At 67.2% G+C, this 23,142-nt stretch carries 17 protein-coding genes and 1 pseudogene (1 of these 18 cut by a window edge); 5 read left to right on the top strand and 13 right to left on the bottom strand.

What is annotated here, in order from left to right; all coding sequences use genetic code 11:
- Positions 1–25 precede the first annotated feature (25 nt).
- Positions 26–2,020: a vanomycin resistance protein VanB gene (locus F8S13_21070; GenBank protein KAB8141016.1), complete on the top strand. Its 1,995-nt coding sequence runs from the start codon at positions 26–28 to the stop codon at positions 2,018–2,020.
- Between the two features lie 178 nt (positions 2,021–2,198).
- A complete protein-coding gene (locus tag F8S13_21065) occupies positions 2,199–3,059 on the top strand; it encodes an oxidoreductase (GenBank protein ID KAB8141015.1) in 861 nt (286 codons plus the stop codon).
- A gap of 47 nt (positions 3,060–3,106) precedes the next feature.
- On the opposite strand, the gene F8S13_21060 is transcribed toward F8S13_21065, so the two are convergent.
- The gene (locus tag F8S13_21060) at positions 3,107–4,276 is read right to left on the bottom strand and encodes a xylose isomerase (GenBank protein ID KAB8141014.1); all 1,170 of its coding nucleotides are present in this window, start codon (positions 4,274–4,276) and stop codon (positions 3,107–3,109) included.
- 77 nt (positions 4,277–4,353) lie between these two features.
- On the bottom strand, positions 4,354–5,376 hold the full coding sequence (locus tag F8S13_21055; protein ID KAB8141013.1) for a LacI family transcriptional regulator: 1,023 nt from the start codon (positions 5,374–5,376) through the stop codon (positions 4,354–4,356).
- Positions 5,377–5,766: 390 nt separating this feature from the next.
- On the opposite strand from F8S13_21055, the gene F8S13_21050 reads away from it, so the two are divergent.
- Complete coding sequence (locus tag F8S13_21050; GenBank protein ID KAB8141012.1) at positions 5,767–6,486, top strand: hypothetical protein; 720 nt, start codon at positions 5,767–5,769, stop codon at positions 6,484–6,486.
- An 86-nt stretch (positions 6,487–6,572) separates the two neighbouring features.
- Here the strand turns inward: F8S13_21050 and F8S13_21045 are convergent, their stop codons facing one another.
- The 3 genes from F8S13_21045 to hydA form a co-directional block, all read right to left on the bottom strand.
- Positions 6,573–7,814: a Zn-dependent hydrolase gene (locus tag F8S13_21045; protein ID KAB8141011.1), complete on the bottom strand. Its 1,242-nt coding sequence runs from the start codon at positions 7,812–7,814 to the stop codon at positions 6,573–6,575.
- 197 nt (positions 7,815–8,011) lie between these two features.
- Positions 8,012–9,343 (bottom strand): aminotransferase class III-fold pyridoxal phosphate-dependent enzyme, encoded by a 1,332-nt coding sequence (locus tag F8S13_21040; protein KAB8141089.1) that lies wholly within the window; start codon positions 9,341–9,343, stop codon positions 8,012–8,014.
- A 33-nt stretch (positions 9,344–9,376) separates the two neighbouring features.
- Positions 9,377–10,774: a dihydropyrimidinase gene (hydA, locus tag F8S13_21035; protein ID KAB8141010.1), complete on the bottom strand. Its 1,398-nt coding sequence runs from the start codon at positions 10,772–10,774 to the stop codon at positions 9,377–9,379.
- On the opposite strand from hydA, the gene F8S13_21030 reads away from it, so the two are divergent.
- Complete coding sequence (locus F8S13_21030) at positions 10,758–11,303, top strand: DUF16 domain-containing protein (GenBank protein KAB8141009.1); 546 nt, start codon at positions 10,758–10,760, stop codon at positions 11,301–11,303. The two genes, hydA and F8S13_21030, sit on opposite strands and share 17 nt — an antisense overlap.
- Here F8S13_21030 and F8S13_21025 read toward each other — a convergent pair.
- The 6 genes from F8S13_21025 to F8S13_21000 form a co-directional block, all read right to left on the bottom strand.
- Entirely contained in the window at positions 11,254–12,279 is a 1,026-nt protein-coding gene (locus F8S13_21025) for a TIGR03842 family LLM class F420-dependent oxidoreductase (GenBank protein KAB8141008.1), read from the bottom strand. The two genes, F8S13_21030 and F8S13_21025, sit on opposite strands and share 50 nt — an antisense overlap.
- 104 nt (positions 12,280–12,383) lie before the next feature.
- Positions 12,384–13,634, bottom strand: coding sequence for an ABC transporter substrate-binding protein (locus F8S13_21020; GenBank protein ID KAB8141007.1), 1,251 nt, complete (start codon positions 13,632–13,634; stop codon positions 12,384–12,386).
- Positions 13,635–13,670: 36 nt separating this feature from the next.
- Complete coding sequence (locus F8S13_21015) at positions 13,671–14,492, bottom strand: ABC transporter permease (protein KAB8141006.1); 822 nt, start codon at positions 14,490–14,492, stop codon at positions 13,671–13,673.
- Entirely contained in the window at positions 14,489–15,280 is a 792-nt protein-coding gene (locus F8S13_21010; protein ID KAB8141005.1) for an ABC transporter ATP-binding protein, read from the bottom strand. The genes F8S13_21015 and F8S13_21010 overlap by 4 nt, the downstream gene beginning before the upstream one ends.
- A gap of 30 nt (positions 15,281–15,310) precedes the next feature.
- Entirely contained in the window at positions 15,311–16,192 is an 882-nt protein-coding gene (locus tag F8S13_21005; GenBank protein ID KAB8141004.1) for an ABC transporter permease, read from the bottom strand.
- A 907-nt stretch (positions 16,193–17,099) separates the two neighbouring features.
- On the bottom strand, positions 17,100–19,301 hold the full coding sequence (locus F8S13_21000; protein KAB8141003.1) for a CapA family protein: 2,202 nt from the start codon (positions 19,299–19,301) through the stop codon (positions 17,100–17,102).
- On the opposite strand from F8S13_21000, the gene F8S13_20995 reads away from it, so the two are divergent.
- Positions 19,282–20,193: an LD-carboxypeptidase gene (locus tag F8S13_20995; protein KAB8141002.1), complete on the top strand. Its 912-nt coding sequence runs from the start codon at positions 19,282–19,284 to the stop codon at positions 20,191–20,193. The genes F8S13_21000 and F8S13_20995 overlap by 20 nt on opposite strands.
- Here F8S13_20995 and F8S13_20990 read toward each other — a convergent pair.
- Complete coding sequence (locus F8S13_20990; protein ID KAB8141001.1) at positions 20,190–22,535, bottom strand: hypothetical protein; 2,346 nt, start codon at positions 22,533–22,535, stop codon at positions 20,190–20,192. The two genes, F8S13_20995 and F8S13_20990, sit on opposite strands and share 4 nt — an antisense overlap.
- Positions 22,536–22,984: 449 nt before the next feature.
- Positions 22,985–23,142: pseudogene (locus F8S13_20985) on the bottom strand (hypothetical protein); it runs 184 nt beyond the window's last position.

The raw sequence follows: 23,142 nt of genomic DNA, 5'->3' as shown, positions 1-23,142 counted from the left end.
CACGCTGTCGGTCGGAACACTCGGATTGCTTAGCCTGGCTCTGGCCGCCTGCGGCGGCGAGACCGCCCAGACCCCCAGCGCCACCAGCCCCGCCGCCAGCCCCACCGCCGCCGCTGCGCCCACCGCCGCCATCTCGCCCGCCCAGCAGGCACAGCTCGAACAGCTCGCCGCCAAGCCGGTGGTGCTGCTGTACGGCGACCAGCGCTGGCAGCCCAGCGCCAAGCAGATCGGGGCTACGGCCAGCGTCGATGGCAGCGCCATCAAGGTGGCCGTCGACCAGGCCGCGCTGCGCAGCTACCTGGAGAGCATCGCCCCCGCGATCGCGCAGAATGCGGTGAACGCCACCGTGATCTACACCAACACCGAGCTGATCGTCACCCCATCCACCGATGGCCTGGCCATGGATGTGGATGCGACGGCCAGCGCCGCCACCGCCGCGCTGGCCCAGGGCCAGCCCGCCCAGGTGCAGATCACCACCAAGCCCGCGCCCGCGCCGGTGGGCGTGGAGGCCGCCGAGGCCGCCAAGGCCCAGGCCCAGGCGTTCCTGGCCCAGCCCCTGAAGCTGACGATCGGCGGCAAGGACTACCCCTGGGATGCCGAGACCGTCGGCCCGCTGCTCAGCTTCACCGCCGACGGCCAGAAGCTGAAGCTCAGCGCCGACCGCGCCGCCCTGGCCGAGCGCATCGCGCTCACCGCCAAGCGCACCGAGAAGCCCGCCAAGGAGCCTCGGGTGAGCTGGAACGGCGGCGACCTGAAGATCACCGCCGAGGGCGAGAACGGCACCCGCGTGGATGAGGCCAAGGCCGTGGACATGATCGCCGCCGCCATCGAGGGCGGCAGCCACAGCGTCACGCTGCCCACCACCACATCCAGCCCGCGCGTCACCAGCGCCAACCTCGACACCCTCGGGATCAAAGAGGTGGTGGCCACTGGCAAGAGCGACTTCACTGGCTCGGCCAAGTACCGCATCACCAACATCCTGGCGGGCATGAAGCTGCTGAACGGTATCTTGATCGGCCCCGGCGACGAGTTCTCGTTCAACAACACCGTGGGCGAGATCGACGAGAGCAACGGCTTCGTGCAGGGCTACGCGATCATCCAGAACCGCACCCAGCTTGAGTTCGGCGGCGGCATCTGCCAGGACTCGACCACCGTGTTCCGCGCTGCCTTCTGGGCCGGCCTGCCGATCACCGAGCGCAAGGAGCACACCTACTATATCAGCTGGTACAATAAGTACGGCCTTGGCAGTTACGGCGACGGCCCCGGCCTGGACGCGGCGATCTTCACCGGCGTGCAGGACCTGAAGTTCGTCAACGACACCGGCCACTGGCTGCTGATGCAGGCCACCGCCGATCCCAAGCAGGCGCTGGCCCAGGTGACGCTGTTCGGCACCAAGCCCAACCGCACGGTGACGCTCACCCAGGAGATCGTGTCCAAGACCCCGGCGATCACCACGCCCGAGTACTACCCCGATCCCCAGCAGCCCGTCGGCACGATGAAGCGCACCGACACCGCGCGCGGCGGCATGACCATCCAGGTCTTCCGCACCATCACCGAGAACGGCACCGAGCGGAAGCCTGAGCTGTTCCGCACCGTGTTCCGCCCCTGGCCGAACAAGTACGCCGTGAACCCCGCCGACATGGGGGCGAACGGTCAGCCGGTGTTCCTCTCGACCACCATCACGCCCACGGCCACGATCGACCCGAACGCGCAGCCGACCCCGGACCCGAACGCGCAGCCGACGATCGACCCGGCGCTGCTGACGCCGCCCACGACCGACCCGAACGCTCCGGCCCAGCCCACGGCTGACCCGAACGCGCAGCCTCAGCCCACCGCTGACCCGAACGCGCAGCCTCAGCCCACCGCTGACCCGAACGCGCAACCCCAGCCCACCGCTGACCCGAATGCGCAGCCTCAGCCCACCGCTGACCCGAATGCGCAGCCTCAGCCCACCGCTGACCCGAACGCGCAACCCCAGCCCACCGCTGACCCGAATGCGCAGCCGCCAGCAAACGGCTGATCGAGGGCCTCAACAGCAAGCTGCAAGGGGTGGAAGTTCGCTTCCGCCCCTTCTTCATACCCGCCAATCGCTACGGTGCATCCTACACAGATATCGCTACGTAGTAAGGCGATGGCACTCACGTGAGCGCATAGCAAAGGCAGGCAAGCCTTACGTCAACGGAAAGGATACACGTACTATGTCCACCAACGAGCAGCCAGCCCTGGCCAGCGGCACCTTCCAGATCGGCGGGGACATCCCGGTCTACCGGCTGGGCTATGGCGCGATGCAGATCACCGGCGCGGGCGTGTGGGGGCCGCCCCGCGACCACGCCGAGGCCATCCGCGTGCTGCGGCGGGCCACCGCGCTGGGTATCAACCTGATCGACACCGCCGACTCCTACGGCCCGAACGTGAGCGAGGAGCTGATCGCCGAGGCGCTGCACCCCTACCCGCAGGGCCTGCTGATCGCCACCAAGGGCGGCTTCGACCGCACCGGCCCCAACCAGTGGGTCACCAACGGCAACCCCGCCCACCTGCGCACGGCGCTGGAGGGCAGCCTGCGGCGGCTGAAGCTCGACCACATCGACCTCTACCAGCTGCACCGCATCGACGACAAGTACCCGGCAGACGAGCAGATCGGCGTGCTGGCCGACATGCGGCGCGAGGGCAAGATCCGCCACGTGGGCCTCTCCGAGGTCGACGTGGAGCAGATCGAGCACGCCCGCAGCATCGTGCCGATCGCCACGGTGCAGAATCTCTACAACCTGGGCAACCGCCAGCACGAGGACGTGCTGGACTACTGCGAGCGCGAGGGCATCGGCTTCATCCCCTGGTTTCCGCTGGACACCGGCAGGCTGCTCAAGCCCGGCAGCAGCCTGGCGGGCACCGCCGAGCGGCTGGGGGCCACGCCCGCGCAGGTGGCGCTGGCCTGGCTGCTGCGGCGCTCGCCGGTGATGCTGCCCATCCCGGGCACTTCCTCGGTGGGGCACCTAGAGGAGAACACCGCCGCCGCCACGCTCACCCTGAGCGATGCCGATTTCCAGGCGCTCGCAGGCTAGTAGAAAGGGGTGCCCCGCCAGCTGGCAGGGCACCCCTTCTCCATCACCTAGCGGACGCCAAGCAGGATCTCGTTCGTGATCTGGTCGATCCGCTCGTAGCCGTAGCCACGCGCGCCCAGCGCCGCGCGGTCGAAGCTGAACGCCTTGAGGGCGGCAGCCTTCTCCTTGCTGAACGCGCCGGTGAACTGCGCCACCGAGCCGTCGTCCTGCGGCACCGCCTTCAGCAGCGCCTGCAGCTCGGCGTCGGCGTTCCACTGCTGGGCCTTCTCCTTCAGGATCAGGTAGGTGCGCATGCAGCCGCGCGCGAAGTCCTTCACGCCCTCGTAGTCCTCGGTGCGGTAGGCGTGCGCGTCGAAGTGGCGCATGCCCTGGTAGCCCACATCCTCAAGGAACTTCACCAGGTAGAAGGCCGACTTCAGGTTGGCCGCGCCGAAGCGGAAGTCCTGGTCGTAGCGGCCGATCACCTGGTCGTTCAGGTCGATGTGGAACAGCTTGCCCGCGTCCCAGGCCTGGGCCACGGCGTGCAGGAAGTTCAGGCCGGCCATGGTGTCGTGGGCGACCTCGGGGTTCACGCCCACCATCTCGGGGTGATCCAGCGTGCTGATGAAGCCCAGCGCCGAGCCGACCGTGGCCAGGTAGATGTCGCCGCGCGGCTCGTTCGGCTTCGGCTCAAGCGCAAACTTGAGCTTGTAGCCCTGGCTGATCGAGTACTCGCACAGGAAGTTGAGCGCCTCGCGGAAGCGCTTCATCGAGTCTGCCGGGTTCTTGTTGGCGTCGCTCTCGGTGCCCTCGCGACCGCCCCAGAACACATAGGTGCTCGCGCCGCACTCCACACCCAGGTCGATGGCATTCATGGTCTTCTGGATGGCGTAGGCCCGCACCTTGGGGTCGTTCGAGGTGAACGCGCCATCCTTGAACGCCGGATCGGTGAACAGGTTGGTGGTGGCCATCGGCACCACAAGGCCAGTCTCCTTCAGGGCCGCCTTGAAGTCGCGCACGATCTGGTCGCGCTCCGCCGGGGTGGCGTTGATCGGCACCAGGTCGTTGTCGTGGAAGTTCACGCCATATGCGCCGACCTCGGCCAGCAGGTGCACGATCTCCACGGGCGAGATCGTGGGGCGCACCGGCTCGCCGAACGGGTCGCGACCAATATTCCCAACGGTCCACAGGCCGAAGGTAAACTTGTCTTCTGGGCGGGGCTGATAGCGGTCGGTCATGATCTGGCTCCTTTACCACTCATGGAAGGGAAGATAGAGACGCAGGCCCGACGCACGCCGGGCCACGGGAAAAGCATCTAGGCTGGGGCCTTGGCCGAGCCACGGATGACCAGCTCGGTCGGTAGGTCGAGCCGCTCGCAGACCTGTGTGGGGTCTTCGAGCATGGCCAGCAGCGCGCGTGTGGCGGCTGAACCCATGGCCACAAGCGGCTGGCGTACCGTGGTGAGCTTTGGTGTCACCATCTCGGACATGGCGATGTCGTCGAAGCCGACGATCGAGATATCATCGGGGATGCGCAGCCCCATGTCGCGGGCCGCATCCATCGCGCCGAAGGCCGTCACATCGTTCGATGCGAAGATCGCGGTGGGGCGCTCGGGCAGGGCCAGCAGCGCGCTGGCCGACTGGTAGGCGGCGGGCTGCATAAAGTCGCCCGGCAGCACGAGCTGCGGGTCGGGCGCGATGCCGAACTCGGCCAGGGCCATGCGGTAGCCGTTTAGGCGGTCGACCGCGCAGCGCAGCCCCATGTCGCCGCCGATGAAGCCGATCCGGCGGTGGCCAAGCTCGATCAGGTAGCAGGTGGCGTCGTAGGCCCCGCGCTCGTTGGTGGCGCCCACGGCAGGCTCGGCGGCCCCAATGCCCTGGTGATCGACCAGCACATAGGGGAAGCGGCGCTGCCGCAGCGACTGCAGGTACGAGGCGGGGTTGCGGGGCAGCACCAGCAGCAGGCCATCGGCCAGGCCGCGCGTGATCGAGGCCACGTAGGATGCCTCGCGCGTGGTGCGCCTGCGGGTGGAGTAGAGCAGCAGGTCGTACTCGGTCTCGGCCAGGGCCTCGTCGATGCCTTGGATAATCTTGCCCATGTAGCCGGTGCTCAGCTCGGAGGCCATCAGGCCGATCACCCGCGAGCGCCCGCCAGCCAGGCTGCGGGCCTGCTGGTTGGCCACATAGCCCAGCCGCGCCATAGCGCGCAGCACCGCCTCGCGCTTCTCGGGCTTCACGTGGGCCTTGTTGTTGATCACCCGCGAGACGGTGGCGTAGGAGACGCCCGCCTCGTCGGCGACATCGAAGATGGTGACGGCGTGGCCTTCAGGCTGCGGCATTGCATGACCTCTGCAAGTGCTTACAAGAATAAGTTCGTTCTACGCCAGCTCAGCAGTCTATTTTGCTTCTGGTGTTGTAAGCGCTTGCAAAAAGAGTAGCACCACGGCGGCAGTTTGTCAAGCGTGATCGTAGCCTACCTCAGGATTTATGCGTTCTTGATTCACGGAAGATTTTTTACCACGAAGACGCGAAGGCTTGTATCTTTATCTTTGGCTTCCTTTTTCCTTGGTGACTTGGTGGCAAAACCGTTCTGCCAGCGAAAACGCGCAGCACCGCCGCATGGCCGCTGTGCCTTGACACCTCCTCACATCGAAAGTACACTTGGAGTCACATTTCTAACCCCGCGAATACCGAACGTTGGCGTATATCTCTCACTGGAGGAGCGCTGTATGGGCTTTAACTTCTTTCGCACTATCTCCCTCGGGCGATATCTGAAGCTGCACATCACCAACCACGGCATCAGCTTCAGCCGTGTCGATCCAAATATCACCGCCATGTCGGTCGAGAACACGCTACGAGAGGTCCACTCCAACCACTCGCGCGGCATGTACAACGAGTGGCTGACGCCGCGCATCATCAAGTACGCGGTCGCCGTCATCCTGTTCCTGATCGGCCTATTCCTGATGATGGCGGTCGTGGTGCCACGCTACCAGGCCCGCCAGCGCAGCGCGGCTACCAACGCCCCATCCGCAGCTGGCCTCGCCACCCTGCAGCCAGCCGCGCTCAAAGGCGCGCTGGAGCAGCAGCAGTTCAGCTGCACCGACGCCCAGCAGGTGATATCGTACTATGTGTGGGACTGCTCGCTGGGTGCTGGCGATATCCAGCAGCACGTCACCTACTATGCCCGCAACACCAACAATGTGGACTACATCGAGGCCAAGTACACCGACGCCACCGGCGCGCTCCAGGCCGATGGCATCCAGCCGTTCTTCACCACCGTGGTGACCGCCGCCTACACCGGCAAGCAGGCCGATGAGGCCAAGTCGTGGGTGAACAACAATGCGACTGCCGGCAACGCCCAGCAGCGCTACGAGGGCGTGCCCTTCAAAATCTCGGGCGACGCGCAGTCCCGAACCCTTGAGATCGGCCAGATGGTGGCGACAAAGTAGGCCACGGCGCTCCTTCAGCACCAAACGGCCCTGGGAGGTGTGGGTAGACCACACCTCCCAGGGCCGCTCGCATGCTGGCGGGGCCGCTAGCCCTTGGCGATCAACGCCATAGCCTTGCTGGCCAGCTTGTCCAGCGCCTGCACCGACAGCTCTAGGTGCTCCTCTAGCGTGTCCTCGATCTTGTTGTGCGAGATGCCGCGCAGGCTCTGCACGAACAGCATGACGGTGGGGATGCCCGCCCGCGCCACCTCGGCGGCGTCGTGCAGGGGGCCGCTGGGCAGGCGGTGCGAGGTGCCGCAGGTCTCGCGGATGGCCTCGTCGGCCAGCTCGATCAGGCCGGGGTCGAAGGGGATCGGCTCGATCCGCCAGATCGGGCTCCACGCCACCTCGCACTGCTCCTCGGCGGCGAAGCGCTGGCTGGCATCCTTGGCCTCCTGGAGCATCGCGGCCAGCTCGCCCGCATCCATGTGGCGCTGGTCGAGCGCCACCGTGGCCTCGCCCACCACCGCCGTGACGATGCCGGGCTTGGTGACGCAGCTGCCCAGCGTGCACACCCCGCCGTGGCGCTTGGCGATCTCGCGGATCTCTAGCCCCAGCTTGGCGGCGGCGGCGAAGGCGTCGCGGCGCTTGTGCATGGGCGTGGACCCAGCGTGTGCGGCCTGGCCCAGGAAGGTGATGGCGTTGCGCTCGACGCCGAAGGTGCCCAGCACCACGCCCATGGGCAGGCCCATATCCTCCAGCACCGGCCCCTGCTCGATGTGCAGCTCCAGGTAGGCGGCGGCGTGCTGCTGCTGGGCCGTGGCCAGCTTGGCGGTGTAGAGGTCAACATCAAAGGCCTTCAGCGCCTCGGGCCAGGCGATGCCGTCGCGATCCTTCAGGTCGGCGATATCCTCGGGGTCGAGCGTGCCCGAGAAGGCGCTGGAGCCGAACAGGCTGCGCCCAAAGCGCGCGCCTTCCTCGTCGGCCCAGTTCACCAGGCGCACCGTGACGGGCGGCGTGCCGTCGGCGGCGATCCGCCGCAGCACCTCTAGCCCGGCCAGCACATTCAGGCAGCCATCCAGCCACCCGCCGTTGGGCACCGAGTCGAGATGCCCGCCGATCAGCAGGCTGCGCTCCGACGCACCGCGCAGCGTGGCCCAGGTGTTGCCCGCCGGGTCGGTGATCACCTCCACCGGCAGCGCGGCCAGCTTCTCGCGGTACCAGTCGAGCGTCCTGCGCCACACGTCGGTCCAGGCCACGCGCTGCGCACCATCCTCGTCGCCGGTCAGGGCGCGCAGCTCCTTCAGCTCGGCCACCGTGCGCGCCGGATCAAGGGTTGATGTCGTCATCGTCGCTTCTTTCTATTCAGGCCGGACCGCTGCGTTCTTTATGCACCAAAGATTCTTTACCACGAAGACGCGAAGGTCTTCTTCTTGGTGTCTTGGCGTCTTGGTGGTAAAAAACAGGCGCTCTGTCGAGAACGCACAGCCCTACTATTCAGGCAGGGCGCAGGCCCGGCCCGCGCCCCGCAGCCACATGCGGCCAGCTAGCCCACCAGCGCATCGATCTGGTACAGGCCCTCGTCGATGATCGCCAGGCCCTCGCGCAGCTGCTGCTCGGTGATGCACAGCGGCGGGTTGCAGAACACCGTGTTCCAGCGCACTAGCGCGTACAGCCCGCGCTCGATCAGGAAGGCCTTCAGCTTGTTCATGGGGGCCAGCTGCGCGCCGGTGGGGTTGTAGGGCACCAGCGGCTCGCGGGTGTCGCGGTCCTTCACCAGCTCCAGCAGGCTGAACAGGCCGATCGCGCGCACATCGCCGACGCAGGGGTGGCGCTCGGCCATGGCCTCCAGCTCGGCCTTGAGCACCAGGCCCAGGGCGGCGGCGTTCTCGATCAGCTTGTCTTCCCGGTAGATCTGGATGTTGGCCACCGCCGCCGCGCAGCCCACCGGGTGGGCGTGGTAGGTCAGGCCCGCGTTTAGGTAGTGGGTGTCGAAGTACTCGGCGATCTCGCCGTTCACCATGGCTGCGCCCAGCGGCACGTACGAGCTGGTCAGGCCCTTGGCCACCGCCATGATGTCGGGCTGCACATCCCAGTGGTCCACCGCGAACCACTTGCCGGTGCGCCCGAAGCCACACATCACCTCGTCGGCGATGTAGACGATGCCGTACTTGGTGCACAGCTCGCGGATGCCCTTCAGGTAGCCCTCGGGCGGGATGAGGATGCCGTTGGTGCCCACCACCGTCTCGGCGATCAGCGCGGCGATGCTGCCCGGCCCCTCGTACTTAATCACGTCCTCGGTGGCGTTCAGCACGTCGGCCACATAGTCCTCTAGGCTGCCCTTGTAGCGGCTGTGGTAGAACGACACATCGGGGTAGCGCACCACGCCGGGGATGCCCGGCTCGGCGGGCCAGCGGCGCGGGTCGCCGGTCAGGCTGATCGCGCCCGCCGTCGCGCCGTGGTACGACTTGTAGCGGGCCAGCACCTTCCAGCGCCCGGTGTAGAGCTTGGCCATGCGCAGGGCGTTCTCCACCGCGTCGGCCCCGCCGTTGGTGAAGAAGGCCTTGGTCAGGCTGGATGGCGTGACCTCGGCCAGCAGCCGCCCGGCCTCGGCGCGCACGTCGGTGGTGAAGGTGGTGGGGGTCACATAGCAGACCCGCTCCATCTGCCGACGCACGGCCTCGATCACGCGCTCGTCGCCGTGGCCGATGTTCACCGACATCAGCTGGCTGTTGAAGTCGAGGTAGCGCTTGCCGTCGGTGTCCCACATGTACACGCCCTTGGCGTGGTCGATCGGGATGGCGCTGACCGCCGACTGCATCGCCCAGTCGTACAGCGTATGCTCGCGGGTCAGATCCACGATCTCCTGCCCGCTCATGGTGTTGGTTGTCATGAAAAAATGCTCCTACTGCTACTTGCCAAATGGCTTGCGGGCCACAAACTGACCAGCGCCCTGCTCGCCCTTCCACACGCCGCCATCCACCAGCACCCGCCCGCGCGAGAGCACCGTGCGCGGCAGGCCCACCACCTCCCAGCCCTCGTAGAGCGTGTAGTCGGTGTTCTGGTGCAGCTCGCCAGCGGTGAGCGTGCGGCTGGCCGCCGGATCCCACAGCACAATGTCGGCGTCGGCCCCGGGGGCGATCAGGCCCTTCTTGGGGTAGCAGCCGAACAGTTGGGCCGGGGCGGTGCTGCACAGCTCGACCCAGCGGTTCAGCGAGATCTTGCCGGTGCGCACGCCGTGGGTGTAGAGGATCATCAGGCGCTCCTCGATGCCTGGGCAGCCGTTGGGGATGGCGGCGAAGCTGGCCTTGCCCAGCTCCTTGCCGGGCTGCTTGCCATCCACGCCGCCCTCATACCAGAACGGGCAGTGATCGGTGGAGACCACCTGGAGCACGTCGGAGGCGACCGCCTTCCACAGCGGCTCGTGGTCGCTCTCCTCGCGGAAGGGCGGCGAGCAGACCCACTTCGCGCCCTCGAAGCCCTCGCGGGCCAGATCGTCCTTGGTGAAGAAAAAGTACTGGGTGCAGGTCTCGCCGTGGATGTTCAGGCTGCCGCGCGCGCGGGCCTGGCCGATCTGGTCGGCGGCGGCGGCGTTGGTCACGTGCACCACATACAGCGGCGCGCCCGTGACCTCGGCCAGGCGGATGGCGCGGCCCGTGGCCTCGGCCTCCAGCTGGGGCGGGCGGGTGAGCGCGTGGTACTTGGGCGCGAGATTGCCCGCCGCGATGGCCTCCTTCACCAGCACATCGATGGCGTCACCATTCTCGGCGTGCACCATGATCAGCAGGTCGCTGGCCGCGGCCTTCTGCATGGCGCGAAACAGCGTGGTGTCATCCACCTGCAGCGAGCCTTTGTAGGCCATGAACAGCTTCACGCTGGTGACGCCATAGGTCGCGCAGCGGGTCAGCTCATCCAGAATACCGTCGTTCAGGTCGGTGATCGCCACATGGAAGCCGTAGTCGATCGCGGCCTTGCCGCTGGCCTTGGCCTGCCAGGTGTCCACCGTCTCGCGCAGGGTCGCGCCCTTGGGCTGGATGGCGAAGTCGATATGCATGGTGGTGCCGCCGAACGCCGCCGCGCGGTGGCCCGTGAAGAAATCGTCGGAGGAGACGGTGCCGCCGAACGGCATGTCGAGATGGGTGTGCACGTCGATGCCGCCCGGGATCACATAGGTGCCGCTGGCGTCGATCACGGTGTCGCCCGCCAGGTCAGTGCCGAGCGCCACGATCTGCTCGCCCTCGACCAGCACATCTGCGGCGAAGGTATCGCTCGCCGTCACAACAGTTCCGCCTTTGATCACCGTTGTCATGAGGATACTCCTATCGAAAAGAAAGAATAACAAGACCCCAGGCTTCTGGGTGCTGGGGTGCGAGCGCCGATGTAGCCACCATGGAGGAGGATTCGCACAGGCGCTCGTTCCAGCCAGAAGACCCTGGGGTGAAGAGGGATGCACAAATCAACAGCATGCAAGATACACATACAGCGCACACCTGCGCGTAAATGCTCTCAACTCGTTGGATGAGCGCCTCAACTCGTTGGATGAACGTCTCAACTCGTTGGATGAGCGTCTCAACTCGTTGGATGAGCGCCTCAACTCGTTGGATGAGCGCCTCAACTCGTTGGATGAGCGTCTCAACTCGTTGGATGAGCGCCTCAACTCGTTGGATGGACACCTCAACTCGTTGGATGGACACCTCAACTCGTTGGATGAGCGCCTCAACTCGTTGGATGAGCGCCTCAACTCGTTGGATGAGCGCCTCAACTCGTTGGATGAGCGCCTCAACACAGCTACGCTAGACTGCTCACACCCTTTTGCACATTGGCCAAGGCGGGGATGATCTCCTTGCCATAGGCCTCGACGCAGGCCTCTTCCTCGCCAGACATCAGGTAGATATTGAACTGATCCACCCCGATCTCGGCCAGCTCGGCCAGGCGGCGCTTGTGCTCCTCCACCGGCCCGATGATACAGAAGCGATCGACCACCTCATCGCTCACGAAGCTGGCGTTGCTGCTGCCGACCTCGGCGTGGTGCAGGTAGTCGTAGCCCTGGCGGTTGGTCACGTAGGATGTCAGCTCGGGGGGCAGCGTGGCGGGGTCATACTTCGAGAGCAGGTCGACCACGTGGTTGGAGACCAGCGCGGGGAACCAGCGCACGTGCTCGCGGGCCTTCTCCAGATCATCCGAGACCCAGGCGGGCGCGGCGGCCATCACCTTGATGCTGGATGGGTCGCGGCCCGCCTCGCGCGCGCCCTCGTGCAGGAAGCCCAGGCACCACTTGATCAGGCCCGGGTCGGCGAACTGCAGGATCACGCCATCGGCGATCCGGCCCGTCAGGTTCAGGGCCTTGGGGCCGTAGCCCGCCACCCAGATCGGCAGCGGCATGCTGGCATCGGCCCAGGTAAACGTGACCGGGCGCTCCTCGTGGGTGATCTCGCCGCCGGTGACCAGGGTCTTGATCTTCAGCGCGGTGTCTTCCAGATCCGACAGCTTGGTGGGGCGCTTGCCCAGCACGCGGCGCGAGCTATCGCCTCGGCCAATACCCAGCACCATGCGCCCGCCCGAGATCAGGTTCAGCGTGGCTAGCGCGCTGGCCGTCACGGTCAGGTCGCGCACCGCCGGGTTCGTCACGCAGGTGCCGAGCTGCATGCGCTGGGTGTTGCTGGCCATCAGCGTGAGCATGGGGTAGCACTCGTTCCACAGCACGTGCGAGTCGAAGACCCAGCCGTAGTTGAAGCCTGCGGCCTCGGCCTGGCGGGTGAGCGCCACGCTGCGGGCGGGGGACATATCAAGTTTCAGGGTAATGCCGAAATCCATAGGGAACCTCATTCATTGAACAAAAGCGGAGGGGCCGCACATATGCGGCGCGGCCCCTCGCACAGCGAGCTAGTGGGGGAAGATGTAAGATGCGATGCGGGCGGCTACTTGGTGGCCGCCTCCCAGATCTCGTGGGTGTAGGCCTCGTCGCTGGCGGGGTTCTTGATCACGCCAAACTGCAGCGCGGTGTCGGCGGCGAACGTGAACAGGCTCGGCTCAAGGTAGCCGATCTTGGTGTCGGGGTTGATCGGGTCGCCCCAGATCAGCTTGTTCACCTCGTCCATCTGCCACTTCTGGGCTTCCTTGGTCATCACGCCGCCGGAGTCCTGCTTCAGCACGATGTCGACGCAGGCATCGGCGTTGTCGCGGCAGTAGGCCCAGCCCTTGAACGATGCGCGCAGGAAGCGCGCGGCGATGTCCTTGTTCTTGGGGTCGGCGCTCAGCCAGTCGTTGCTCACGAAGATGCCATCCTCGGGCATGGCGGTGCCCTCGGTGTTGTAGTCGAGGATGTTCAGCTCGTCGATGGTGTGCCCGGCGCTCAGCACCTGGTACAGCTCGTTGTAGGTCATGGCGGCGGCGGCGTCGACCTCCTTGTTCAGCAGCAGGTTCATGTCGAAGGGCTGCTGCACCAGGGTCAGGTCGGTGTCCTTGTTCAGCTGGGCCTTGCTGAGCGTGGCCAGCAGGTCGTACTCGTTGCCGCCGAACCACACCGCCACCTTTTTGCCCTTCAGGTCGGCGGGCTTGGTGATGTTCGAGTCCTTCCAGGAGAGGTGGCGCATACCGGCGCGGGTGTAGACCTGGGCGATGTTCACCAGCGGCGCGCCGGTCTCGCGGGTGGCGAGCAGGCTGGCCATCCAGTCGATGCCGAACTGGGCCTGGCCGCTGGCCACCACCTGCTCGGGCACGATATCGGGGCCGCCGGGGGCGATGGTCACATCCAGGTTCTCATCCTTGTAGTAGCCCTGCTCCAGCGCGGCGAAGTAGCCCGCGAACTGGGCCTGGGCCACCCACTTGAGCTGCAGCGTCACCTTGTCGGCGGGGCCGCTGGCGGCGGATGTGGCCTCGGGCGCGGCGGTGGCGGGCGCGGCGGTGGCGGCCTCGGTGGCCGCAGGTGCGGCGGTAGCGGCGGCCTCGGTGGCCGCAGGCGCGGCGGTGGCGGCGGGGGCAGCGGTCGGGGCTGCCGCAGACGGCTGGCCGCAGGCGGCCAGCATGCCGCCGAACACCGCGATGGTGGCAGCCAGGCTGAAGAATTTGCGCTGGTACACTCGGAACCTCCTTAACAATCGCACGGCTACTGCGAAGAGAATCGGTGCCCGTACTTCCGGGTGCGGGCGGGGGGTTGGGGAGTGCGCCATCGCCACAGGGCCACATTGCCGGGGCGACGCAGCGGGCTAGTCGTCGCGCAGATCGCGCCTCCAGGGCATGGCGAAGCGCTCGGCCAGCATCACCGCGCCGTAGAATAGCAGGCCATACACACAGGCCACCACAATCGCCGCCCAGGCCTTGCTGGTCTGCAGGATGCCAGCCTGGGTCTTGATGTACACGCCCAGCGCGTTCTGCGGCCCGCCGAAGAACTCGGAGACCACCGCGCCGATCATGCTCAGGGTGGCGCACACCCGCAGCGCGTTGAACAGGAAGGGCAGCGCGGCGGGGAAGCGCAGCTTCAGGAAGATCTCGCGCTCGCTGGCGGCGTAGGACCGCAGCAGCGCCAGCGAGTCGGTGCGGGCCGAGCTGAGGCCCTTGTACATATTCACCAAGAAGGGGAAGAAGGTCATCACCACCACCACCGCGATCTTGGACGCGGGGCTGATGCTGCCCAGCCAGATGCCCAGCAGCGGCGAGAGCGCCACGATTGGGATGGCGCTGGCCCCCACCGACAGCGGCACCAGGCCCTCGGCGATCACGCCCCAGCGCACGCAGGCCACCGCCACCAGCACCCCCAGCGCACAGCCGATAGCGCAGCCCACCAGGGCGTTGCTGAAGGTGGCCAGGCCGATCCGCAGCAGCAGGGCGGGCTGCTCAAGGAAGGTGGCGGCCACCTGGCTAGGCGCGGGCAGCAGGTAGAGCGGGATGCCAAAGCCGCGCACCGCCGACTCCCAGGCCACCAGCACCAGCACAAAGGTGATGATAGGCGGCAGCCAAGTGCCCAGCAGCGCGCGCACGCGCGGCGATGACGGGGCGGGGGCGGCCAGGGCGGGGGGATGCTCGATCATATGCGCCCCCGCTCGGTGGCCCGCAGCGCCTCGCGCACCTCGTTCTCCAGGGTGAAGAAGGCCGGGGTCTCGCGGGTCTCGAAGTCGCGCGGGCGGGGCAGATCGATCGGGATGATCTGCTCGATCCGGCCAGGGCGCGGCGACATCACCACCACGCGGTCGGCCAAGAACACCGCCTCGGAGATGCTGTGGGTGACGAAGATCACAGTCGAGCGCGGCTCGGCGGTGCTCCAGATCCGCAGCAGCTCCAGCTGCATGCGCTCGCGGGTGATCTCGTCGAGCGCGCCAAACGGCTCATCCATCAGCAGGATGGACGGCTCGAAGGCCAGGGCGCGAGCGATAGAGGCGCGCTGCTGCATGCCGCCGGAGAGCTGGTGCGGGTAGGCGTCGCAGAAGTCCTCCAGCCCCACCAGCCGCAGCATGGAGCGGGCGCGCTCGCTGCGCCTCTCGGCGGCGTGGCCCATGATCTCCAGCGGCAGCTCGACATTCTTGCGGATCGTGCGCCACTCGTAGAGCACCGGGGCCTGGAAGACGATGCCGTAGTCGCGGTCGCGGCGGGCCTGGTCAGGGGTCTTCGACTTGACGCGCACGCTGCCCACGCTGGGCTGGTCGAGGTCGCCGATCAGGCGCATCAGGGTGCTTTTCCCGCAGCCGCTGGGGCCGATCAGGGCGATAAACTCGCCCGCGTTGATCGTAAGGTTCACCTCGTGCAGCGCGGTGACGGGGCCGCCGCCGCTCTGGAAGGTCTTGCTGACATGGGCAAATTCGATGATCGGTGTCGTGTCCATAGCAGTGTATCTATCTAGCTAGCCGCACCACTAGCGAGCGCGACGATTGCGAAGCGCCAGCAGCTCGGCCAGGGCGACCAGCCCGTAGAAGGCGACGCCCAGCAGCGCGGCGACGAGGATGGCGACATAGAGCGCAGGCGGGCGCGAGTTGTAGAACTGCGCCGCGTTCAGGATGGCCACGCCGATGCCCTCGCGGCTACCGGCGGGCAGCTCGGCCACAATCGCGCCGATCACGCTTGAGGATGCGGCGATCTTGAGCGAGGTGAAGAGGTAGGGCAGCGACACCGGCAGCTGGAGCTTCCAGAAGATCTGGGCGCGGCTGGCGGCGCACGAGCGCATGAGGTCGAGGCTCAGCGGGGAGGCGGCGCGCAGGCCGCGCAGCATGCCGATGGTGACGGGGAAAAACGTCAGGTAGGCGGCAATGCAAACCTTGGCGGCCCAGCCCGGCGCGCCCAGGCGGCCCAGGCCCACCACCACCATCGGCGCGATCGCCAGGATGGGCACGGTCTGCGAGCCGACCACGTAGGGCATCAGGCCGCGCTCCAGCAGCCGCACCTGGGTGAACAGCAGCGCCAGCAGCAGGCCGCCCACGCTGCCGACCGCGAAGCCGCCAAACGATACGCCGAAGGTGGCCCAGGCGTTCTGCAGCATCTGGACGATCAGCACGTTGCCGCTGCCGCCCTGGGTGCGCGTGAACATCACATCCACGATCGCGCCCAGATGGGGCAGACGCTGATCGGAGATGCCAAACAGCACTTTCACAAGCTCCCACAGGCACAGCAGCAGCACGATAATGCTGACGGCGGGGAGAGAACGACGAAGCAGGCCAGTAGCTGGCATGCGAAACGCAGACACACGGGGCGTGGTGTGCTCCGCGCGGCTGTGCACTGAGCGCAGCGGCTCATCAGCCATGTGTACACCTAGGTTCTACCGCACAAAAGCCATGCGACGCCGCAGGGAGGGAAGCGGGTCAGGACTGGGTACGTCAATGTGACCCAGCGATCAGACGTACGACCGGGTTACAGGGATAGGCTGCTGTCGTAGCAGGTGCTCTACATTTGGGAGAAAGGAGTTATGCAGGCTAGTGTAGCTTGGAATCGGGGCTTTGTCAATATTCTTTTTGTGTGGAATCGATAATGAAAGCGGGTTTTCCCGCTTTCACACAGGGCGCAGCAGCGGCAGCGTGGGGTGAAAACCCATGCAATTTGTGCAAATAGCACAAAGAAAATCGGGTATTCTGGCCCGCCAGCGACCTGTCGGGTGCGGGCGGCGCGTGCTTGTTTAGTGGGTGGATGCCCTCAACAGGTGTCACTTTTTCGACGTGTTCCCCATCAGCAATGGCGGTGATGGTTGTTGGGTGGGTGGATGCCCTGCGCGGGCAGCGCCGAGGGGCTAGCCCCTCGGAACCCCACCAGGGGGCATCGCCCTCACATGGTATCACTTTTCCCGTCGGCGCTGGGCGTTTTTTCCTTCAGCGATGGCATTGGTCGATGTTGGGTGGGTGGATGCCCTGCGCGGGCAGCGCCGAGGGGCTAGCCCCTCGGAACCCCACCAGGGGGCATCGCCCCCTTGGAACCCCCAATGTTGAGCGTTCCTCTGCTGAAAACTGGCAACTGGTGTTCGTGCATATGGCCATCAAAACATCAGCGGCACCTTCGCCGCATGGGCCGGGTGGGGAGGGCTGGCGATTCGCCAGTTGCTCTAGCCTCTTGTTCCCTTGGCGGCTTGGTGTCTTGGTGGTAAAACGGTTCCCCTTCGCGCCTTCGTGGTAGTCGTTCTCCTTGGTGCCTTGGGGTCTTGGCGGTAAAGAATCCCGTCATCACACGCCCAGCAGGTGGCGCAGCACGTCCTCGTCGCTGCGGGGCGCGCCCAGGTCCACGCGCAGCTCGCGCAGGTCGTCCTCGTCGGCGGGGGTCAGCAGATCGCCATCGTCGTCGTCCTCCTGCCACACCGGCGTGGGCGGCAGGCCCAGCAGGTCGCGCAGCAGATCGGCGTGGGCGGGCGGCAGATCGCTCTGGCCAGCAGGCTCGCCGTAGTAGGTGAAGCCGCCGCTGGCCTGCTGGCCGCGCAGCGAGCGCGAGCGAGCCCCTGGAGCCACACCAGCGGGCATGGTGCTGCGGAACACCAGCCAGCCGCCGCCGAAGCCCACCGCCACCGAGGCCAGCAGCGCCAGCGCCACCCAAGCCGCCAGCGGCACAGGCGCGGCGGGCGCAGGCGCTGCCGCCGTGGCCACCACAGGCACAGCGGTAGCCGCAGGCGCGGCGGTGGGCGCGGGCAGGCCGCACATGGCCTCGATCCCGCCGTACTCCTCGGAAAGCCTGCCCAGCCGCACCTGCTGGCCCAGCGGGGCGGTGGCGGCTGCGTCCACGCTCAGCTCGAAGCGGGCGCGCTCAAAATACTGCACTTTGGTCCCTCCCTCATCTAGCTCGCCGCTGATCGGCAGGCCGAAGATGGGGGTGCCGCCGTAGCGCTGGTAGAAGCTCTGAAACGTCGGATTCGTTATGTCGCCCATATCGCCGCGCGCAAGCTCGGCGGGGTGGTAGCGCCGCTGGTAGACCGCCGCGCCCAGCTGGGTGCCGACCACGCGGTAGGGCCAGGGCGCGTCGGCGTGGTACTCCAGCCGCTGGTTGGGCGTGGTGAGCACCGGCAGCGTGGTGGCGCAGTCGCCGCTCAGGGCGGGCGCGGCGGGGCCGCTGGGCAGGCCCAGCGCCGCCACCGCGTCGGAGAGCGCCACCGGGGCATCGCCGCCCAGCGTGCGATAGAGCTGGGCGAAATCGCCGCCCACCGGCTGCGCGCCCTGGGCGGGCCGCAGCTCCTGGCAGATCGGCAGCTGCTGGGGCAGCGCGGCGGCGGCGGGCGGCAGCTGGCGCAGCCCGTGGGGGTCGCGCATCATCTGGCGCACGTGGGCCACCACCTGCTCGTAGCCCTCCTGCGGGATGGGCGCGGGGCGAGTATCATTTTCCACATGGATGGTGGGCAGGTAGCGGTAGCCGCTCACCCGCACGCCGCCGTCGGGCGTGCGCACCAGGCCCACGTAGAAGATCACCGAGGTGGCGCTGTAGAACTCGGCCTGGTACGCGCCCTGCGAGGCCAGGAAGTTGGCCAGCGAGTAGATCACCAGCGTCTGCCGCCCGTTATGCTGCAAAATATCCACCGGCTGCAGCGTGTGCGACTGCGCGCCCAGGATCACATCGGCCCCGGCCTCCGCCAGCAGGCGGGCCGCATCCAGCTGGCTCTGGTCGGGCGTGAACTGGTACTCGTGGCCCCAGTGCGCCGCCACCACCACCAGGTCGGTCTCGCGCCTAGCCTGGGCCACCGCATCCAAGATCTGCTGGCGCACGCCGCCCTGCTGGCCGTAGTCGCTCGACCCATACAGCAGGTTCACCTGGCCCTGCGGGTCGGGGTTGCCGTTGGTGCCCCACGTGGCCGAGACAAAGCCCAGCGTGATCGTCACGCCGTCGTGGGCCACGGGAAGGCGCAGGTACGGTGGGTGCGGCGCGCTGGCCTCGGCGCTGGGCACCGTGCCGTGCTGCTGGATGCCGTTGGCGGCCAGCACCTTCAGCGTGGCGTCGATCCCTTCCGGCCCACGGTCGAGGATGTGGTTGTTGGCGGTCGAGACCAGATCGACCCCGGCATCCCGCAGGGCTGCGGCCAGCGCCGGGTTATAATTGAACATCGGATAGCCGGTGTAGCCCGCGCCCTCCAGCATCGCACCGTCGAAGTTGGTGTAGGCCAGATCGGCGGCCTGCAGGAAGGGCCGCACCTGATCGAACAGCACGCCGTACCCCTGGGCCTCGCCCACCGCCTGGATGTTCTCGTGCGGGAAGGTGTCGCCCGTGGCCGCCAGCGTGAACTGCACCTCGCCAGGGGTGCCGGGGCCGCACATATTCGCCATCGCCAGCGGCGCTTCCAGGCCGCCCTGGCCCTGCTGGCCCGCCCGCGCCGACGCGGCGGGGCAGACCGCCAGCGCCAGAAGCGCGCAGACAGCCAAGGAACGTGCTATGACCCAGCGGATGTACATCACATGCCCTTCATACGCCCTCACCAGCCCCACCGAGCGCGCCAAGTACCTGCGCACGGCCAAGGCGTGGGCCGAGCTGGTCGGATTCGAGATCGTGCCATCGCCGCTGCTTGAGCGCTACCAGGCCCCCGGCTCGTGGGTGCCCGCCGAGCTGCGCGCCCAGGACATCCGCGCCGCCCTCCAGCACGAGATCGTGTGGGCGGCGCGCGGCGGCTACGGCGCGGTAGAGCTGGTGCCCGCCCTGGCCGAGGCCGAGGCGGCGGGCCAGCCCCTGCTGATCGGCTACAGCGACACCACCGTGCTGCACGCTAGCTGGCTGCGGCGCGGCTGGGGGCCTGCGCTCTACGGCACCCTGGCCGAGAGCATCGGCGAGTCGCGGCAGGCCCAGAGCGCCAGGGCCACGCTCACCGGCCAGCCCTACGCGTGCTCGCACGCCAGCGAGGCGGCGGCCAGGGTGCTGCGCCCAGGCGCGGCCAGCGCGCCGATCTTCGCGGCATGCCTGGTGGTGCTGGCCAACCTGGCGGGCACGCCAGCCATGCCCTCGCTGCGCGGGAAGATCCTAGCGATCGAGGATGTGGGCGAGCGGCCCTACGCCATCGACTTCGCGCTGCACCAGCTGCAGCTCTCCGGCGCGCTGGATGGCATCGTCGGCCTGCTGGGCGGCTCGTTCTCGCACACGCCGCCAGCCGACTACGGCGGGCCGACCATGGACGAGCTGCTGGCGGGCTGGGGCGAGCGGCTAGGCGTGCCCACCGTGTCGCGGCTGCCCTTCGGCCACATGGATGACCCCATGGTCGTAACCGCAGGCACGCCCGCCGAGCTAGAGGCCCGCGCCGACGGCGGCTGGTCGCTGGTGTGGCAGCCTGCCCTGCCGCCGCGCAGCGCCAGCTAGTAGGCCACCGTCACCGCCACCGCGCCCAGCAGGTCTATCTCAAAGTCGGCGTAGCGCGACCGCTCGACCGCCGTGACGGTGTGCGGCACATCGGCGTCGCCCGCCACCACCGAGACCCGCTGGGCGTAGGGCGGCAGCAGCACGTGGAAGCTGGCCCGCGCGCCGCTGCCGCTGGCCAGCAGCAGAATCTGGCGGTTGGCCATGTCGTGCTCGTAGCGGTAGGAAACATAGCCGCCCGAGGCCGGGTAGGCCACCGTCACCTCGGCCTCGCCCACCTCGGCGGCCAGCCAGCGCGGCGCGATGCGGGCGTGCGCGAAGGCCGACGCCCCGTCGGAGACGCCCGCCAGCCCATTGGCCAGGGCGGCGAGCAGCGTGCTGTTGGTGTAGTCGCCAGTGCCGGTCATGTCGATCGGGTCCTCTGGGAAGCGGCTCGGCTGGTCGCTCAGGGTCACCCCCAGAACTGCCCACACGGCCCCGCCCTCCATCGCGCGCAGCTCGATATGGTCGATCACCTTCTCGGGGTGGGGGTTGGGCAGCGCGTAGGCCAGCGCCCCGTGGTCCGGCGGCTGGGCTTCGCCCCACGCGGCGGCGAAGCGGGATTCGCCATACTCGTGGGGGGCGAAGGGGTTTGCCCAGCCATCCACGTTGCTCCCCCGGAACATGTACTCATAGGCCCAGCTGCCATCGGCATAGGCCAGCGCCAGCAGCCCGCAGACATTTGGCGACTCCAGATTTGCCAGCGTGTGGAGCAGGTACACCGTCTCAGCAGTCTGCCCCACTTCCAGCCGCGCCTGGGCGGCATGGCCCTGGCATGTGCTCAGGGCCAGCGCCGCGCGCGGCCCGCCCGAGAGCGGCAGGAAGGGCACCCCCTCGATGGTGCGCTGCGCGACGATCTCATCATCCTCGCCCTCAAGCTCGAAGTTGGCCAGCCCCTCAAGCGAGAGCTGCGTGAAGGTCTCCTGCGGCGGCGTGGGGAAGGCCCCGACATACAGCGGCTGAAGCTTGTTGCCGTGCTGGCTGGCCAGATTCGCCACGCGGCGCAGGATATCCACGCCGTACTGCTCGAAGCCGTGGGTGAGCGCGCCAAGCGCCAGCGCCCCCGCCCCTGTCGTGCTCACCGCGCCATTCGTGCCGTGCCATGGGGCAAGGTAGGTGCCGCGCAGAAATGGCGGGATGATTGTGTGCCACTCGCCGGGAGCGCCCTGCGGCAGGCTCTGGGCGAGCCGCTGGTAGGTGCGCAGGATCGCGGCGGCATGGGGCTGCGGGATGCCTAGGCCCAGCGCCTCGGCGTTGGCACTGGCGATCTGGCTATCCTCGTCCACGCCCACATCGTAGATCAGGCCATGCTGCTCGGGCACATAGTAGAAGTAGTAGTCCCCTTCCCAGCAAGCCTGCTCCAGCCGCTGCTCCATCGCCTCGGCGCGCTCGCGCAGGCGGGCGGCCTCGGCGGCGCGGCCAAGGTGCTCCAGCATGGCAGCGGCGTGGCGGCAGGATGCGATATAGCGCGTGTTGTCGCCAAACAGGATGCCGTAGCGCTCCTCCTCCGGCGCGGGCGGCTCCTCTGCGCCGGGCGCAGATGCCTTCACGCCAAAAATGGGATATTTGCCCTTGAGCAGCCCCAGCCGCTCCGACCAGCGCGTGGGGTCGGTGGCGCTATACTCAAGCGCCCGGATGGCCGCATCCACCGTTGCTACGAGCCACGCGTCATCGCCCGTGGCCTGCCAGGCGTGGTAGATGCTCTCGACAAACAGCGCCTCGGTGCGCGGGTCAGCGGGGTTGCGGCGGAAATAGCCGCTGGCATCCTGGAATACATGCAGAAACTCACCCTCCTGCTGCCTGTGTCCGGGGAATGGGTGGACATCGGACCAGATCATGCCGTTGGCTCGCTGGCTCTCGCGAAACAGGTTGATGGCATCCTGGACCGCTGGCTCGAAGTAGCGCAGGCCGAGCAGCGCCTGGGCGAACTCGCCGATATCCAGCGCCGCCGAGCGGTAGAGCTTGCCCTCCCAGCGGATCGGATGCGTGACGCGGTACCGCATGAGCGCAAGGTACGCCTGGTCAAACAGCTCGGCGAACTCGCCGCCCACGTCGCGGATGCCGGTCTCGGCCACCACGGTGAAGTAGGCCCGGTCGATCAGCCGATTGTCGTCGGTCACATGCAGGATGGTGTGCCGCCCCGCCGCCCCGCCCACGGTGAAGCGCAGCGACGCGCCCGCCGCCGCCCGCAGGTACACCCGCCGCGCCCCGTCGCTCACGATCAGCGTGCCGCCCTCGGCCCCGACGACCTCGATCTCGTCAAGCGGCGCGTAGCGTCGGCCCGGCGCATCATTCTGTATATGCATGCGGTCCTCTCTGTTCAACAATTCCTGGGTGTGTCCCCCACGATTATAGTAGAGCCGCGCCGCTTCGCCAAATCCGAGAGACAAATACCACGAAGACGCGATGGCCCGAAGATTCTGTACCACCAAGGCTCCAAGGCATCAAGGGCGCAAAAGAATAGAAACTGGCGATTCGCCAGCTTTACACACCTGGCCCATGCGGCGAAGGTGCCGCTGATGTTTTGATGGCCATATGCACGAACATGAGCAGCCAGCGAACAGCATCGGAACGCCGCAAATTGGGGGTTTCGAAGGGGGCATCGCCCCCTCGCGGGGTTCCTAGGGGCTGGCCCCGAGGCGCCGCCCGCGCAGGGCATCCACCCACCGAACAAGTAGAACCGCCATCGCTGATGGGAAATAGGGCTTAGCCCCCAACCAACCTCAGAGCAAAAAACAGCAGATATCACATAAGATCAAAGAAAATATACCTCACAACATGCAAGAGAACGCTTAATCACCATCGCCGAACGCTTAATCACCATCGCCGAACGCTTAATCACCATCGCCGAACGCTTAATCACCATCGCCGAACGCTTAATCACCATCGCCGAACGCTTAATCACCATCGCCG

This window comes from Chloroflexia bacterium SDU3-3 (genome assembly GCA_009268125.1).
Lineage (GTDB): Bacteria > Chloroflexota > Chloroflexia > Chloroflexales > Roseiflexaceae > SDU3-3.
This window is presented reverse-complemented; position numbering and strand designations above follow the sequence as displayed.